Below are 17,395 nucleotides of genomic sequence, written 5' to 3'. Positions count from 1 at the left end.
CGGCATTGAACTATTTATAGGGGCCAAACCTGGTTGCCGTCAACAGCTACTGCTTGTAAGTCTAAGCCATAACAGTAATCACCAAGTGCATAAACATATACCCGCCTATCAATCGCGGTATAGCCCAATTGCGCGATTTGATCTTTAGCGGCTTGCGAAGTGACTAGCCCCCACATTTGATACAACTCACGGTAATCAAGCTTAGTCGAATAGCTCATGGCAACTAATAAGAAGTCATTGTTGGAGATATTTTGAGCTGACGATAGGTTATAGGTATCAAAGCCAAGGCTGGCACGCTTAGCCAGCCAGGTTTCATCATTGGCCTTGGCACGTTCGAACTCACGTAGCAGAATATGCAGTCTGGCCAGTAAGTGCCAACCATCATCAAGTGCACCATTTTTCTGAGCCGCGATCATCATCTGCAACATTGTCGCCATACCGTCTGACCAGCTGGTGAGTTTTGCTTGCTGCATATACGCAAATGGATCGGTTTGATTCATGCTGGTTTGCAGTAGGTCAAATCCCTTCTGTATTGATAATCCCTGACAAGATGGGAGCTTCCCCGTCTCTTTAAACGCGCGAGATTTAGTGTAATAGGAATAAGGATTGGTCGAAGAGTGGCCGTCATGCCCATCAAAACGTAGGCGCCATTTTTCTAAACCGTGACCAAGTTCGTGAATATCACCATGGCCAGTAGGGCTGAATGACCAACTGGCATCATAGGGATTACCTGAACAACCTGAACCACAGGTCGCTTGATCGGCATTCATATGTTTGACCATATCCAGATTATCCAGCTTCCAGCCTTGAGTCGCTGCAAAGTCAGTGATCTCGCTAACTGTGTCGATGTTTGGCCCTTTAAATCCGGCTAACAAGTGAGGGTAGTTGTGCACATGAGTCGCGATCGCCTCGCCCATTTTTTCTGGCGTACTCCAGAGGGGCTCATGGCTCATGGTCGTTTTCATCTTATCTAAGCGTGAATGCACCTCAAAATGCTCTGTGGCGAGCTCAGCCCAGTCAAACTCAGCATCAGCAAGCTGTTGCATAAAAAGGGTGCCATCATCGCCCTCACGCCAGTATGGGTGCAGACCAATATTGGTAAAGTTGAACTGGGTTGTTGCCGCTTCGCTATTATCAAAGCTTACCTGCATGGGGCCACCATAAGGAGAGGTGAACTTGATTGTTTGCCCTGGTTTTACCTCAATATGACTTGATTGCAGGTATTTAGGACGGTTGTAACCATTATTGGCAAATTCATGGGTGGAAGCCGATCGTTGAGTGTTGATAAATACCCAGGTCTTTACTGTATTATTGTCTGTTCGAGTCACAGTAACAGTTTGCCCTGGCAGGGCATAAACACCTGCAGAGCGAAAGCCCTGCTTATTGATGATCTTAACCGTCTTGTTACTTGGGGTGATATGAGAGAAGTCGGTACGGCTAAAGTTACCTAAGTCTTTAGGAGCAGGGTTAATATCACGAAAGTTGTAGACGGTATTGTCAGCAAACATGGCTTTGAGGTAATCCATCTCATCGCTTGTTGCTACATCCATAGGGTAAGTTAACTGACTACGATAACTATCCCCAAGCAAGGTGATTAACTTATAGAGTTGGTAGTTGCTTTGGTCAAACATATCCAGATGTTGGCTATCAAGGGATTGAAGTTGAGCCCTGATGGTATTCAATGCCGGTCTGTATGCATCGTTAAAACTGGTGTCACAACTGCTGGTACAGTTTGATAAATTAAAGTTAGGCGAAGCTTCTTTGAATAGTGAGAGCCATAAGTGCTCATCAGTAAGAGAAGGCTTAGCTGTTAGCATCGCCGTGTAATTTGACCACTTTGCTTTATCTGGAGAAAAGAAATTCCCCGGACCACCTGGCCCCTGCATTGAAAAGTCCATCAGGCCAAGAACCGTTTGGGTTAACGGTACGCTGTTCCAAGCATGCAAGTGCATGTAGAGCAGGGGAGTACTTTGTTGCTGAGCTGCTGTGAGTAGATTACTGGCCTCTTGTTCACTGAGATCGCCACTTGAGCCAGTGATGATCAAATCTGCTTGGGCAAGGCAACTCGATTGTACCGCTTTGTCGTCACATAGGGTGACACTCCAGTTTGGATATTGAGTGTTTATCCAACTGGTGATCCGTGAAACAGTGCTGCCTCCCATTAGAAATAAGCTGACGCTATGCGCTTGTTCAGTTTGCGTTTGATCGCTATCAAGCTGCCAAGCGAGCAGTTGCTTGAAGTTGCTCTGATAATCCAGATTGTTACCTTGTTGCATGCTGGAGATGATGTCAGTGCCGAAGGCGGCATTTCGTTGTCCATTTTTATCGCTGGCTGCAGCAAAAATTCGACCATCAGTACCGCGAACTAACTCGAAATTTTTCACTTCAGGATAGCGATGAACCGCTTGATTAAGTCGGATCATCTGCGAATGTTTGCCTGAGTCGTAGTGAATGTTGTTATCTTGATAGATAAGCTGTAGAAAATCAGCATTATCTTGACGGTACAGATCTATCAAACTCAGTGAGCGGTCAATGACTTTTGATTCTAGCCCGTTGATGAGTTTGGGATCGCCAAGACTAACCGCTGCGCTAATCTGATCATTGAGGGTGAGAGTGAGTTCATCTTCGCTGCTTTTCCCTGCATTATCGGTCACCTTGAGTGCAACACGCAGCTTACTGTTTTGAATGAGTGAACTGGCATCTAAGGTCAAGCTCTCAGTGTTTTCTCCGCTTAAAGGAAGTAGAGGACCACTGATGATCCGCCATTGGTATTTAGCCGTTCCCTCGTTATGCAGTTTTACCTCGGCAGTTAACGTAATTGGCTGGTGGTTCCAAATTTCGATATCTTGGCCAAGTTTAACCTCTGGCGCTGCATTGAGGGGGGGGATTATGGTACCGCCACTGTTATCACCTGAATCGGCGTCATCGCCTCCGCCACCACATGCCGTTATGTTAATTAATAAACAGGTTAAGAGTAACCAATGTTTCATCGTAAACTTCCAAGGTTTCAATTTTGTTGCATTTTGCACTAAATTATAACGAAATGCAAAAACCTTTTAAATTACAATGGGTAAGCCAAATTATTGGCGTAGCCATTATGTTGGCAGAGATGAGAAGGAAGTCATTAAATTGAGATAAATCTGATTGTTAGCCGCAATGACAATGACAATGAGTGAAAGTGGCAATAAGAAACAATACACCGTTAATTGGTGTGAGAGCTCTCTTTGGCAGTTAAGTTCAGCTCATTGGCAAAGACAAAATTATTTTTCCCTCTATGTTTAGCTAGGTACATGGCTTTGTCTGCCTTATTGATAAGCATTGCTTCATCTGTGCCATCGTCGGGCGCCACAGCAATGCCTAAACTAATGCCTATTTCACATATTTTACCCTGCAATACAAAGTTGATCGCCAGTGAATCAATCATCTTATGAGCGATATGTTTAACAGCAGAGAGGTCATTCACATGGGGAAGAATAATTAAAAACTCATCTCCGCCAACTCTGGCGATAACATCTTCATCTCTAATCGCGTCAGACAATCTGACCGTGACCTCTTTTAAGAGCTGATCTCCGGCCTGATGGCCTAAAGTGTCATTAATATTTTTAAAGTTATCTAAGTCGGCAAATATGACTACAAGTTTGTTCTCTTTTGCTTGCAGGGCTCTGAGGTGATCCCTCATCTGTTTGCCGACATACTCGCGAGTAGGAAGTCCGGTTAGGGTGTCATGGTGGGCCATATGATTGAGCTTTGTCTGCAGTAGCTCCCGCTCAATAGCATTATTCTTAAAAACCTCCATGGCTTTGGCCATTTTACCTACTTCATCTTTCCGCTCTGATACTGAGATGTTGACGCTGAGATCGTTGCGTGAGAGCTGGGTCATCATCTTGGTCATGGCGACGATGGGCAAAGAGATATCTGCGGCTAACAGGTAGCCGAGAAAGAAGATAACGATGGCAATAATGGCACCACTTAAGATAAGAAAACGGTTCATGGTATAGACAGGTGTTAATATCTCATCTGTGTCAATTTCGGCAATAATGGCCCACCGAGTGCCAAGAAAATCGATAGGCGCAAAAGATGAAAAAACAGAGATGCCTCGGTAGTCTTCTATTCTGGCATTACCAGATTCTCCAGCAAGCGCGCGATGCACCGAAATGGTATCGACCCGAGTTTTCAGTATGCTTTGTCCCAAGAAGAAGCGTGAATCACTGCGCATTAACAGATCTGGGCCAACCACGTAAGTTTCGCCAGTTTCTCCCATCCCAGCGGTGACTTGCATCACTCGATTTAGAGGAATAATCGGCATCTGAAAGGCGATAATCCCTATATATCGGCGGCTCTTATCGAATACTGGCGATGCAATAAAACTCGCGGGAGCATTATTACTGGGCTCATAAGGAGAGAAGTCGGCGAAAAGGTGTTTACTTGTGTTCGGCTGAGCATTTATCACCTGTATTAAGCGGCTTAATTCTGTTTTATTCCAGCGGCCTGTGATGAGGTTTGTCGCAAAATCCTCCTCTTTTTTAACGGTGTAGATAAGCTCCCCTTGAGTGTTAAACAGAAATAGATCATGAAACTCTCGGGTGGACACCAAATTGGTGAATGTAGGGTGGAAGTCAGCGTGATATTGGTTATACAGGGATGCATTGTCGGCTTTGTGGAAAGCACTTTTTTGCTCATTGGAGAAGGGATTCATGCGGATATAGGTATTCTGCAGTTGCTGGGTTTGATCTTTCTCTAACGCTGTCCAAGCTTGTGAAAACTGTTCAATTGCAGAGATCACTAGTGGGCTTTGGGCATGAAAAAAGAGATCTTTCTCGATTACAGAGAAATATGTATTCAGTGCCGTAGCTCTGGATTCCAGCAACGAAGAAAGCTTTTCTTCGGCCGAGTTTGTCATTTCATTTTTTGCGATGGTAAATGCGATAAATGCGGTGATTAAAGCTGAAAGCAGTGCGAAGCAGATCATAACCACAGGAAACTTGTAGGTGATCTTTAAATTGGTGAACATGCTTTCTCCTTAAATAAACCACAGTGAAGCATCAGTCATAACCGTTAGATTGGTATAAGTGAATAACAAGTTATTATGATCACGGCTGCCAGCTCACAATTTAAAAGGATTGGCAGTTAACCCGCATACGGATTGGTATTAAATATAGTCGAGCTTTTAAAGTGTTGTGGATGATTGAGATATCTTTTTTGGTGAAAGAGACTTTATTTTAAAACAAAAAAAGGTGGCCAAATGGCCACCTTTTTTATTTTGCCATGAACGTAAAAATCACCGTTCATTATTTATAGCAAATATTAACTTTCTAACTTAGCAAGTTCAGCTTTTTGTTCTGTTAGCTTGTCCATATCGCGTTGGTATTCAGCTTGCTTAGCACGCTCTTTTTCAATCACGGCAGCTGGGGCTTTAGCCACGAAACCTTGATTCGACAGTTTACCTTCAATACGGGCAAACTCATTGGCCGCTTTCTCAAGTAGTTTGTCGATACGCGCCACTTCTTTTGCCACATCGATAAGGCCAGCCATTGGGATCAACAGCTCCATATCACCAATCAACTGAGTGGTCGACATAGGCGCAACATCGTCTTCAGACATAATGGTGATCGTCTCAAGTCTTGCCAATGTGGTGAAGAAAGTTTGGTTCGCTTCAAGACGTGCTCTGTCTTTGTAGCTCACGCCGCGTAGTAGTGCATTAAGTGGCTTGGATGGTGCTATGTTCAGCTCGGCGCGAATGTTACGTACAGCAACAATCACCTGCTTAACCCACTCTAGATCTTCCATCGCCTCAACATCAACTTTATCAGCTTGGTATTCAGGGAATGAAGCCAACATCAGCGTGTCACCCTCAACACCAGCAAGTGGTTGAACACGTTTCCAGATGGTCTCTGTCAGATAAGGCATCATAGGGTGCATTAAGCGCTGCATCTTCTCAAGCACAGTCACTAAAGTATGACGTGTACCACGAAGCTGAGCTTCATTGCCACTTTGCATAACAGGCTTAGTTAGCTCTAAGTACCAGTCACAGAACTGGTTCCAAGTGAACTCATAGATGGTGTTTGCCGCTAAATCGAAACGGTAGTTTTCCATGTGCTCGTCATAGGCTTTAACGGTTTCATTAAACAAACCGATAATCCAGCGATCCGCAATTGATAACTCCATTTCGCCTGGCTTGCCGTCAACTAAAATCTGACCGCAATCTAATGGCTCACCAGCGACTTCGCTGTCAGCATTTTCTGACTGAACTTCAGTGTTCATTAACACGTAACGTGAGGCGTTCCAGATCTTGTTACAAAAACTGCGGTAACCGTCCAGACGCTTCATATCCCAATTGATATCACGGCCAGTCGATGCCATAGAGGCCAAGGTAAAGCGCAGCGCATCGGTACCGTGTGGCTCAATGCCATCAGCGAACTCTTTACGAGTGCTCTTTTCAATTTTTGCAGCCAGTTTTGGTTGCATCATGTTGCCGGTACGCTTAGCCACTAATGACTCAAGGTCGATACCGTCAATCATATCTAATGGGTCAAGCACATTGCCCTTAGACTTAGACATCTTGTTGCCGACTTCATCACGGATAAGTCCAGTGACGTAAACCGTTTTGAATGGCACTTGTGGCTTACCGTTTTCATCTTTGATGAAATGCATGGTCATCATGATCATGCGGGCAACCCAGAAGAAGATGATGTCAAAACCTGTGACCAACACATCGGTTGGGTGGAAGGCTTTAAGCTCAGCAGTATCTTTTGGCCAGCCGAGTGTAGAGAATGTCCATAATGCTGAACTGAACCAAGTATCGAGTACGTCATTGTCTTGGCGTAGAACAACAGCGTCATCTAAGTTGTGCTTAGCACGTACTTCTGCTTCATCACGACCAACATAGACTTTACCCGCTTCGTCGTACCAAGCAGGGATACGATGTCCCCACCATAGCTGACGTGAGATACACCAGTCGTTAATATCGCGCATCCACGAGTTATACATATTCTCATATTGCTGCGGGACAAATTTAATATCACCGTTATCAACGGCTTCCATGGCTGTTTTCGCCATAGGGGCAACGGATACATACCATTGGTCGGTTAATAATGGCTCGATAACCACGCCGCTGCGATCACCATAAGGCACTTTTAATCCGTGTGGGTCGATTTTGCCAAGAAGGCCTAAAGTTTCAAATTCTGCAACGATAGCAGTACGGGCCTTGAAACGATCAAGACCGGCATAACGCTCTGGTAAGCTGTTATCTAAATCAGTGTTGCTGGTGCCATCTGTATTAACCACTTCAGCCGATGAACGTATTGCCGCATCAAAGGTCAAGATGTTGTACATTGGCAACGCGTGACGCTTACCCACTTCGTAATCGTTAAAGTCATGGGCTGGAGTGATTTTTACACACCCAGTGCCGAATTCGATATCGACATAATCATCGGCAACGATTGGAATGAGACGGTTAACGATTGGCAGTAGAATAAACTTGCCGATCAGCGAAGCGTAACGCTCATCATCTGGGTGAACCGCAACAGCACTGTCACCTAACATGGTTTCAGGACGGGTGGTGGCGACTTCCAGATAATCTTTGCCATCAGCGGTTAACGCGCCGTTAGCCAGTGGGTAGCGGAAATGCCATAGGCTACCTTGCTTCTCTTTGTTCTCAACTTCAAGATCAGAGATGGCAGTGTGTAGGGTTGGGTCCCAGTTGACTAAGCGCTTACCACGGTAGATGAGGTCATCTTCATACAAGCGAACAAACACTTCTTGAACCGCTTCAGACATGCCATCGTCCATGGTGAATCGCTCGCGATCCCAATCCACAGAGGCACCAAGGCGGCGTAATTGTTTAGTGATCGTACCGCCAGACTCGTTCTTCCAGTCCCAAATACGATCGATAAACTTTTCACGACCGAGATCATGACGTGTCTTGCCTTCTTCGGCTGCCAGTTTACGTTCAACCAACATCTGCGTCGCAATACCCGCGTGATCGGTACCGACCTGCCAAAGGGTATTTTTGCCCTTCATACGTTGGTAACGAGTCAAGGTATCCATAATGGTATCTTGGAAAGCATGACCCATGTGCAGACTACCCGTCACATTTGGTGGCGGGATCATGATGCAATAGTTGCCTTGTGACTCGTCGCCATGTGGCTTGAAGTAACCTTTCTCTTCCCAGTTTTTATAAAGGGATTGTTCAATAGACTGCGGGTTGTATGTTTTTTCCATGGAGGACACTTCTCAAACTAAATTAGTGGTTGTTTTGCTTCTATCTTGGGTCTGTAAAACCACACCCAAGCTTTGATACTGACGGTAGCGTTCGCGGGCGATCGCTTTAAGTCCTGCATCATTGGCAACGAAATCGATAATTTGACCAAAGTTTACCGCAAATGAGGGCACTTGGTCTGCAAGATTAATCAGAAGATGGCGATTTTTATTAGGCCCTAACGTATCAAAGCCTATTTCTACTGGAGCACCGGTCGTTGGCCCTTCCCCTTTAAGGTTATGGGGCACAAAAGCGGTTGGCTCAAATTGCCATAAAAGTTCGTCAACACCGTAGGCTTGCTCTCTATCTTGGGTATGGATGTAAACCAGTTGCTGATTAACAAAAGCATTTTGTGCCAATTCACAGGCTAATCTGTGTACTTGTGCACTGGCTTCTGCTGGGCTATTGGCCTCAGGCGGCATCACATAAAACAGGGCATTTGACATTATTTAGCTCTATATTGACCAAGTTGGCATTATTACTGACGAAAGAGGGGATTTTACACTAAAAGCAGCCCAATAAGTAAGTCTACTTGTCGGATAGCAAGAATCATAAATCAACCAACGCCAAACGAGCTAGAAGCTACATCTAAAAATGTATAAGTCTTCATTCGATGGCTATTTCACGCTTCCTTCACGCTCTATCCATTATGGTATCTTATTGCAAATTAAGACAAAAATTAATCCATAGGGTAGGGCTGGTTACTAATTATAATATTAGGCGTATAGTCTTTATTAATCTGGTTAATATATAACGATAATGTTTGAGATGGCATAGTAAATTTAGCTGTCAAATATAGAGTCGTTCTAAACTTAGTGTTAAGTTAGTAAATTGTTATTAAATAATCTGTGTTATGTAGCTTGAAAATTTGAATTTGTCGCAATTCATATTGAATGCTGTTTATTGTTTATTGTTTATTGTTTATTGTTTATTGTTTATTGTTTATTGTTTATTGTTTATTGTTTATTGTTTATTGTTTATTGTTTATTGTTTATTGTTTATTGTTTATTGTTTATTGTTTATTATATATTTTTATTAATCATTAAGTATTACATCGTCATTAACAAAGGAATTGGTCACATGAAAAAAATAGTATTAGTAAGTGCATTAGTTTTGGCATCATCAAGTGTATTCGCTGCTCAAATCACCCCTCAAAAAGGTGGGTTTACAGGGCCTAGTACTGTTACCGTTACTACTGTTGAGGTGGCTTTAGAGGCAAAGGATGATACACCAGTGACCCTAACTGGCTATATTGTTGCTGCATTGGGCGATGAAGAGTATCAATTCAAAGATTCGACAGGTGTGGTGATTATTGAGATCGATCATCGTGATTGGCACGGTATTGAAGCAACGCCTGAAACAAAACTAGTTATTGAGGGTGAGGTTGATAGTGATTGGTCATATACAACGATTGACGTTAACTCTGTTAAATTAGCAAAGTAATGTAGTACTTACGTTTGTTTAATTAAAAAGCTAGAGTTTACTTCTGGCTTTTTAATTGAGAACTTTTTATATTCATTAATATTTTATTGTACCCTATTGTACCCTATTGTTATTTATAATAATGGCAGTGAATCTTATCCTATAAATTATTTTTCCAATAATTTTAAACATTTATATTCCATTTTTAGACGAGAATTGGTTATGACATATTTCATGTCGTTGAGCTTCTCGCATTGCTACAGCATTCAATGACATCCTCATCGAAGAAGTAGGTTAAGCCGATATCACCCAAGTGACCTTACCTATGACTCTTTTTTGCCTAATCGGCCCCATCTCTTGGGTTGACACACTGTTACCATTTTCTCCTTTAAACCAGAGGTTGCCAGCATTGTCTATGTTAGATAGGGTCTTAATTAGCTGGCCAAACCGCGGATGTTCAAACAGATAGATGGCACCGGGTTTTAATTTGGTACGAAGGGCTCCCATGCAAAGGACAAAACTTCCCGCAGGGATGCGAGGTTGCATACTGACTCCTGACACGCGGTAAATATTGACTCCAAACATAGGTACTCCTGACATCATTATAGGGCTAACAGGTGATTAAACCGGTTATGTGAGCTTTGGGTAAACTAAGGTCTCTGATGGCGGATAAGGGCAGGCCGCCTGATAAGTTTCTAGCCCTTTGGTTTGCCAAAATATATCAGCAAATCGATTTACTTTTTCTAGCAGACTTAAGCAAGCATCGCGATTGATATGCTGTTTTGCTTGTGATGCATTTAGCATGATGCTGTGGGTCAGTTCATGAAGCTCGGGAAACTGATCCAGTTGGGGTTGTTTAATATAATCCCCCCATATCACATTGACCTCATCTTTGACTTTTCGACCATGAATTTCTTTCTCTGCAACAAGCCGTGAGAACTGCGCGTGATCATTTGGGCTTGGAGCTGACTTTGCTGCGAGCTCTTCAAGCAAATCAACCATGCGGATCATGGTCAGTACGGCAAGTTGAGCCGTGATGGGATCATAGATCTTGCATGGAATATCACAGTGAGCTGATACTAGTGAGAATGCTTGTTTTTTATCTCGAATATTTAACAGTGAATAAAGCATGCTCGCTCCTTATTGTTCAGACTTTGTTTTAGGCTTACGACGGTAAAGGTGTATGGCAACCCCTGCGGCAATCAACGCAGGTAAAATCCAAAACAGGTGTATCAATGATGATGACCAATGTTGATGATCATGACCCGGATGAGCGCTCGCAAACGGTGAAATAATTGCTGTTAGCAATAGTATGATCTGGCCTGTGGTAATTCTATTTTTCATAAAGTGGTGCCTTAAATAGTGCTGGTGGGCATGGAGGTGAATCAAACTCTGGGTTTATGCTGGTATCAAACAAACATCAGTGGAGCACCTGATGCATGTACTTGAGATTTACGCCTTCACTGTTTTCAAGTTGTTGCTTTTGATATAGGTATAGTTCTTTACAGCTCAGGCTTAGACCATGAAGTATTGCTGCGTAGATTGGCTCATGATCGGCTTGGATTATGAGCCTGTTTTTTAACTGATGGTAGGGAACCATGATATGGGATAGCTGTGCATCGACTCTGCCAAGTCTGCCGTAGAGCTCTGATAGATTATGGTAACTGGCCAACCATGCCATTAATACTTGCTCATTGTCCGCGTAATCTTTATAGAGATGTTCGACTCTTGTAATTGCGGTGAGATATCGTTTTTCAGCATCCTGCCAGTCACCAGCTTTAAATGATTGGTTTGCTTTGCTGATCAGTTGGCGCCAGGTTTCCATAATCAATATCCCTACATTAGTTTAAATGCAAATGAGAATTGATATCATTTGTGATTTTAAGGTGTTTGTAAAGTAGATAAGAGGACTTTTAGGCAATATTTACATTTGTTAACGGGTGCTGGGTGCTTTGAACATACATGGGAGAGAGTAAAACATGATGATTAAACTTTTGCATTTAGGGCTACAGTTTAACCATCATAAAAGGGTTAACGACTGTGTTCACTCCGCGAAGGGTGAGTGTAGCAGTGGTTTGTGATGGTGAAGGATAGCCAAAATCGTTTCGCTGATAATCCTATTTGGGGAGAAGGTTGGAGTTGGGCGCTATTTAAGCCTGATAATCTCGAGCAAAATCAGGCTAAAAATTACAAAACAGACTGTTTGGCATGCCATGTTCCTGCTAAAAACACTGATTGGATCTACACGGACGCTTACCCCGCTTTAAATCAATAAAAAGAAGCTGTACATCGCGAATATTTGGTGTTTTAGCGCTAATGATATTAGTCGTTCCTTGGTATTTGTATCTGGCCATGATCTAACAACTCTATCTATGGAATCCAGAAATAAGTGCCGCGACACAAGATCTGATCTCAATGGATAGAGGGTTGATGAATTAATTTTTCAGTTAAAACAATGGGAAGTAAGTCATGTTTTTATATTGATTAGTATGGGCTTGAGTGAGTCTCTAGATATGGAGATTACATGAACCTAACAAGGCTATTACTTAACTTTTTATGTATAGCCAGGTAAGTGGTACTTTAGTGGTTTTTTGTGACAAGCTTCTTATTTCTAGTGGGTGTTTATGCTATTGTTTCTTTCCGATCCGACCTATTCACGCTGAGTTTACTGCAGGTTCTGTGCGGTTTTCGCTAATACAGATAGGACGCTTCCCAAGAATACACACCTAATTATCGATATTTAAGTAGAGCTTAAAGCATGGACTTTTGGCAAACTTGCCTACATGCAACAAACTCGGCATTCATATCGGAAAACTTTATTTAGGTGCTTCATTACTGAAAATCACTTAAGGAAAGCTGATATGAATTCGATATCTGATACCAAAAAAATTGTGTCACGTTGGAGCATGGGTTATGGAATTTTAGTTGTTCTATTAGGCATGGTAGCTATTGCCGCTCCTTATTTTGCAGGGTTGGGGATAAATGCTTTGATTGCGTCTTTGTTAATCATTGCAGGGATCACCAAGACAATGTTTGCGTTTAAAGCTGAATCGTTTGGAAGAGGTGCAGGGCAGTTTTTATTTGGCGGTTTGACCGTCATTTGTGGTGTCGGCCTAGTTTTATTTCCAATGTTCGGACTCGCGTCGATAACACTATTATTAATCAGTTATTTTTTAATCGATGGGATATTTACTATTACGACATCATTGGCGATGAAACCAGCGAATGGTTGGGGTTGGATGCTCATTAACGGATTTATAACGATAGCGCTTGGTATCATCATTGCGAGTGACTGGCCTATATCTGGTGCATGGGCAATTGGTCTGTTACTGGGGGTGCGTTTAATGATGTCAGGTTTTGCAATGTTGATGCTAGGACGAGCATACGCAGAATAGAATCTCACTAAACAACTCATTGTTGTAAAATTATGGTGGCCATTTAGGCCACCAATTTCTTGAGTTTGTTTAGTTTCTAGTAAGAGCTAATTCCTGCTCCCCTCTTCATATTTACACGGCTGGTTAGCCTGAATGGTTTCTGATGCCATTTGACCTAGTAACTGTTGTGTGTCCTCATCGACATCTATCTTAGGGATATAAGGAAGCAGATCTGCTGAGCTGCCAGTGATCACCTCATAAAAAACCAGAGCGGTAAGTAAGCTACCTGTTAATGATGCGTGATTACCGTCACTATGATGAAGGGTCAGTGGGGGGGATGTGTTTAAGACTTTATCCCAGGTTAATCCTACTGGTGCAACACAGCTCATTTGTAATCGAGCAATCCTTTTGTGTATAAGGTGAACTCTCATTCCCTCCCCTGCATTTCCTTTTTGTGGGTGTTCAGGAAATAATATAGGGGTTGCTCCTTTCTTTTTGGTTTTGATTATCCAATTTTGTGCTGCTGAAGTTGGGTAGATTTTGGACCCTGATTGTGAATATTTTTGTCCCTGTAAAATGATGTGAGTCCAGCTTCCTTCTTCGAGTTTAGTAACTTGACGAGTGGAATTAAGGTTATCATCTAGAAATCCACCACCAGCATTCACAACTTCTACCGCTAGATCAGGATCTCCAGCCGAGATTAAGGTTTTGATCAAACCAGCTTGTCTAGTTGTATGGCTGTTTCCAAACAGCAATACCTGGTAATTAGTGGAGTTGCGGTTATCAGGAATGGGCAAGTTGGTATCTGGTTTAGGTAAATCCGTAGGAGGGCGTTCGGTTCTATTTGTACTAGTATTGTCTTGGCTACATGCAGACAAACAAGATAATAGTAAAGTCACTAGGATACTGATTCGCATATTTATTCCTTGGAACTGCACTACTTGTATAGTGCTTTAGTTTGGTATTTTATAATGGCTCTACATTAAATTGGGTTAGTTAAATATTGGTGAATATATCTGTCTTAAAATTGCATCATCATATGATGCTTCGTGAGAAACACTATCCATCTCAGAGAAGCTAATATCCCGGTTGCAGTTTTGCCAGGTTTGAGTCTCTGTACCAGTACTAGTACTTATGACCCCAGAGTTATTCACTGTGTTTGATGCTTCATCACAACCGTTGATATCACGCCAATGGGTGAGGGTATTTGCAACTGATTCAATATTGCCAGTCCTCCTTCCACTCATTGGTACGTCAGTATCTGCGGGGCTGTGAAAATGGTGCAAGGTAACTGGTGTTGATGTAGAGCAGTGAGTAAAGTCACCACGGAACTGTCCTGCAAGGGAGACGATAGCCGTTATTTGTTCTGGGATATGACAAGCTAACTTATAAGCCATAAACCCACCTGCAGAGTAACCAAATACATACACTTTATCGTTGCTGATATTATTGTCTGCTCTGAGTTGTGTGAAAAGTTTTTCAATAAATTTGACATCCTTTACCGATGTACTTTCACCGTCATTAAGACTCTCCCAACCCCAAAAATTATTACTACCTTGCGGTGATACCGATAGCAATTGCTTATCGGCAGTAATGGATTTTGCATTAAAAATGCTGCTGACTTTTTTTGGGGTTCCTGGTGCACCGTGAAGGAAAAGAGCAATACCTTTTATTTCTCCTGCAGGTTTGTAGACAATTGCATCACGGCTGTCTAAGGTGACGCAGCTGGCACCGCTATCTAAGGTTGCACCAGCGCATTTCGCCGTTGGCGGCGTAACCGGAGCGGGTGTTGTACCTCCACCGTCCCCACCACTCCCACCACATCCGCTGAGTAGGGTTGCTGTGATTATTGTAATAGACAGTGTTAGGTCACGTGCTAATCTGTATTTCATAATATTACCTCAAGTTTTTGTTTGTTCAGTTTGTCAGGTGCTTGATCAAGAACAATAAAGAGGTGAGAATGGTTTGATAATGGAATGCTAATTATCAATAAAATCATGAGGATATAAATGCGCTTTGTTTTTGGTGATGTGGAAATAGATACCGCTCAGGTAAAGTTAACTAAGCATGGTTTACCAGTCGAGTGTGAACCCAGAGTATTTGAGCTTCTGGTTTACCTTTGTCAGCACCCACAAGAAGCAATATCGCGAGCTGAATTAGTTGAACAGGTCTGGGGGGGAAGAATTGTGAGTGATGCGGCGATTAATCGAGCCGTTGGTGAACTCAGAAAATTGGTGGAAGATAAGCCCTCAACGCCTTGTTGGATAAAAACCGTGAGTAAAGTGGGTTATCAATTAACCGTTACTCCTGTTCAAATAGATGATCAATTTTCAGCTGATAATACAATTGATCTAAGTAAGCAAAATACCACATCAATTCCTCAGGAGAGTGAATCGTTAACCAATGCTAGTTTAATGAATGAGAGAGACGGACAATATCTACTCATTTTTCGTTCTCGATTATTTTGGCTAGCCTTATTGTTAGCTGCTATTGCAACCATATACCTATTGTTCCCTCCAACAAATAAGCCTGAAGGCGTATTGAGTCGTCAACCTGTGACCTCCTTAATGGGCAGTGCTTTTAATTCATTTTATCAAGCAAAGAGCAGTAAGTTAGTTTTTCTCTATAAAGCAGATAAGGATGCTAATGCACAAATCTATATGCAGACAGGGAGTGAATTACCTCAGCAAATATCCCATGATGAGTTCTACTATACGGATGTACTGTATGGCCCAGATGGTTATCTATATGCGTCTAGACTAGATAATTTACAGCAGAGGAGTTGTGAAATTATCAGAATAGATCCTGATGATAAGGAGATCACCATCTTGTTGAGTTGTGGTCAAAGGGTGGTGACCCCACTGGTATTTGATGAGAAGTATCGACGTTTGATTTATCGTTCAAGACCAACTATTTCTGAGCCATATGCACTCTATTCATTTCAGCTTGATAGTGGTGCTAGGAAGCAAATTACGCTGCCTGAACAAAAGGGCAATAACCTTGGAGATTATATCTTCTCTCTCTCTCCTGATAGTCAAACTCTGGCAGTCATAGAGTACCGCAGTGATGATGTCGACCAGTTGAAATTGATTGATTTAAGTGATAATCAGGTTATCGCTAAATATAGCTTCCTTGATCGTGTATCCGGGCTTTATTGGCGTTCTGATACATTGATTTTAGGTGCAAATAACGATGGGTTGTATGAGTTTAATCTCGACAGTAAATCAATTGTTGCATTAGAGAGTAGTGATCAGTTTGGCCGCTTATCTCAAGGATTTGATCCAGAGTCAGTATTGACTGAACGAGGCCAAGTAACGATTAATATCTTTGCATTTTATAGAGATAAGGATGAACTCTCTTCACTAACAGCAAGCAGTGGAGTCAGTTATGGGATCGTATTAGGTCATCGTTCGAATATATTTGCATTTATTTCGGATAGGAGTGGAGAGAAAATAATATATATCAAGCCGGAAAATGGCGCTGATTTTAGTAGTGAATTTATAGAACCCATTGATCATGTTTCAGCTATGGCATGGTCTCCTAAAGATGAATCGCTGGTGGCGAGTATTAATAATGGCTTATATTTGTATTCACTGGCTGACGGGAAGTGGTCACGACTTGCAGAGGAGTTTACTCAAGTTCACCATGTTGCTTTCGCAAAAGAGTCAGTGCTTTTTAGTGCTGAAGTAAATGGGCAATGGAACATATGGCAATTATCTCTCACTGATGGCGTGACTAAACAAATAACAACCCAGGGGGGATATAGTGTTCAAGGCGATGATGACAAGGTCTTGTTTACCAAATTTAATCAAGCAGGTCTCTATCAGTTGGATTCAATCACGGGCAAAGAATCTGTGTTAATCCCTAACTTCCCTATTGCAGGCTGGAGACACTGGCAATTGAGTAACAACAGACTTTATTACCTATTAGGCACAGAATACAAAGAACTTGCCCTTGAGTCCGGTAATACAACCCTGATTCATCGCTTTAAGGGGCGAGCTCCTCTGAGTTGTAAAATGGCATATTTAGGTGAATTTTTTGCTTGTGATGTTACTGAGCGCAGCAGCAGTAATATTTGGCAATTAAATCTACCGCCTAGTTAATCATTCCCGTAGCGTTTCACACTCCCTTCTTCTGGCGATGGCTTATTTCTGCTTCTGATCAGATAGCCATTTTAGGATCTACTTCTAAAATAACGAACCTTGGTCATTTATTATGTGGTGAGTTAAATAATAAGCAGATATACTCCGCATCTCATAATTTTCAATTAAACGGTGGTTTTAGTTAAGTTGCTGTAAATTAAGTATTTTAACTTTAAGTGTTACACTGTGAGTCGATAGAG

Annotated in this window: 14 protein-coding genes; 4 read left to right on the top strand and 10 right to left on the bottom strand. The window is 42.3% G+C overall.

The features are described 5' to 3' along the window. Positions 1-14: 14 nt before the first annotated feature. The 4 genes from FN961_RS16380 to FN961_RS16365 form a co-directional block, all read right to left on the bottom strand. Positions 15-2,990, bottom strand: a complete 2,976-nt coding sequence (locus tag FN961_RS16380) for an ImpA family metalloprotease (RefSeq protein ID WP_144041256.1) — start codon at positions 2,988-2,990, stop codon at positions 15-17. A gap of 212 nt (positions 2,991-3,202) precedes the next feature. Further along, positions 3,203-5,011, bottom strand: coding sequence for a diguanylate cyclase domain-containing protein (locus tag FN961_RS16375; RefSeq protein WP_144041255.1), 1,809 nt, complete (start codon positions 5,009-5,011; stop codon positions 3,203-3,205). 293 nt (positions 5,012-5,304) lie between these two features. Then, positions 5,305-8,220, bottom strand: a complete 2,916-nt coding sequence (locus FN961_RS16370) for a valine--tRNA ligase (protein ID WP_144041254.1) — start codon at positions 8,218-8,220, stop codon at positions 5,305-5,307. Between the two features lie 12 nt (positions 8,221-8,232). Then, positions 8,233-8,703, bottom strand: coding sequence for a DNA polymerase III subunit chi (locus FN961_RS16365; protein ID WP_144041253.1), 471 nt, complete (start codon positions 8,701-8,703; stop codon positions 8,233-8,235). Between the two features lie 634 nt (positions 8,704-9,337). Here FN961_RS16365 and FN961_RS16360 point away from each other — a divergent pair. Continuing rightward, positions 9,338-9,700, top strand: a complete 363-nt coding sequence (locus FN961_RS16360; protein ID WP_144041252.1) for a YgiW/YdeI family stress tolerance OB fold protein — start codon at positions 9,338-9,340, stop codon at positions 9,698-9,700. A gap of 273 nt (positions 9,701-9,973) precedes the next feature. Here the strand turns inward: FN961_RS16360 and FN961_RS16355 are convergent, their stop codons facing one another. From FN961_RS16355 to FN961_RS16340, 4 genes are all read right to left on the bottom strand, one after another. Further along, positions 9,974-10,264 carry a S24 family peptidase gene (locus FN961_RS16355; protein ID WP_144041251.1) on the bottom strand — a complete coding sequence of 97 codons (291 nt, stop codon included), beginning with the start codon at positions 10,262-10,264 and terminating at the stop codon, positions 9,974-9,976. Between the two features lie 45 nt (positions 10,265-10,309). Then, positions 10,310-10,810 carry a superoxide dismutase, Ni gene (sodN, locus tag FN961_RS16350; protein WP_144041250.1) on the bottom strand — a complete coding sequence of 167 codons (501 nt, stop codon included), beginning with the start codon at positions 10,808-10,810 and terminating at the stop codon, positions 10,310-10,312. Positions 10,811-10,819: 9 nt separating this feature from the next. After that, positions 10,820-11,023 carry a hypothetical protein gene (locus tag FN961_RS16345; protein ID WP_144041249.1) on the bottom strand — a complete coding sequence of 68 codons (204 nt, stop codon included), beginning with the start codon at positions 11,021-11,023 and terminating at the stop codon, positions 10,820-10,822. Positions 11,024-11,099: 76 nt separating this feature from the next. After that, positions 11,100-11,504: a hypothetical protein gene (locus FN961_RS16340; protein WP_144041248.1), complete on the bottom strand. Its 405-nt coding sequence runs from the start codon at positions 11,502-11,504 to the stop codon at positions 11,100-11,102. A 255-nt stretch (positions 11,505-11,759) separates the two neighbouring features. On the opposite strand from FN961_RS16340, the gene FN961_RS16335 reads away from it, so the two are divergent. Together FN961_RS16335 and FN961_RS16330 are read left to right on the top strand one after the other, a co-directional pair. Beyond that, complete coding sequence (locus FN961_RS16335; RefSeq protein WP_144041325.1) at positions 11,760-11,954, top strand: cytochrome P460 family protein; 195 nt, start codon at positions 11,760-11,762, stop codon at positions 11,952-11,954. A gap of 586 nt (positions 11,955-12,540) precedes the next feature. Next, positions 12,541-13,074, top strand: coding sequence for an HdeD family acid-resistance protein (locus FN961_RS16330; protein ID WP_185972818.1), 534 nt, complete (start codon positions 12,541-12,543; stop codon positions 13,072-13,074). 86 nt (positions 13,075-13,160) lie between these two features. Here FN961_RS16330 and FN961_RS16325 read toward each other — a convergent pair whose 3' ends face one another. Continuing rightward, a complete protein-coding gene (locus FN961_RS16325; RefSeq protein WP_144041246.1) occupies positions 13,161-13,970 on the bottom strand; it encodes a hypothetical protein in 810 nt (269 codons plus the stop codon). Positions 13,971-14,045: 75 nt separating this feature from the next. Next, a complete protein-coding gene (locus FN961_RS16320; RefSeq protein WP_144041245.1) occupies positions 14,046-14,945 on the bottom strand; it encodes a CE1 family esterase in 900 nt (299 codons plus the stop codon). Positions 14,946-15,062: 117 nt separating this feature from the next. Between FN961_RS16320 and FN961_RS16315 the strand changes: the two genes are divergently transcribed. Then, complete coding sequence (locus FN961_RS16315; protein ID WP_144041244.1) at positions 15,063-17,156, top strand: winged helix-turn-helix domain-containing protein; 2,094 nt, start codon at positions 15,063-15,065, stop codon at positions 17,154-17,156. Positions 17,157-17,395: the final 239 nt, after the last annotated feature.

This window comes from Shewanella hanedai (assembly GCF_007197645.1).
In the GTDB taxonomy this organism is placed as follows: domain Bacteria; phylum Pseudomonadota; class Gammaproteobacteria; order Enterobacterales; family Shewanellaceae; genus Shewanella; species Shewanella hanedai.
The sequence above is the reverse complement of the archived record's forward strand: the minus strand, read 5'-3'. Positions and strand labels throughout refer to the sequence as shown.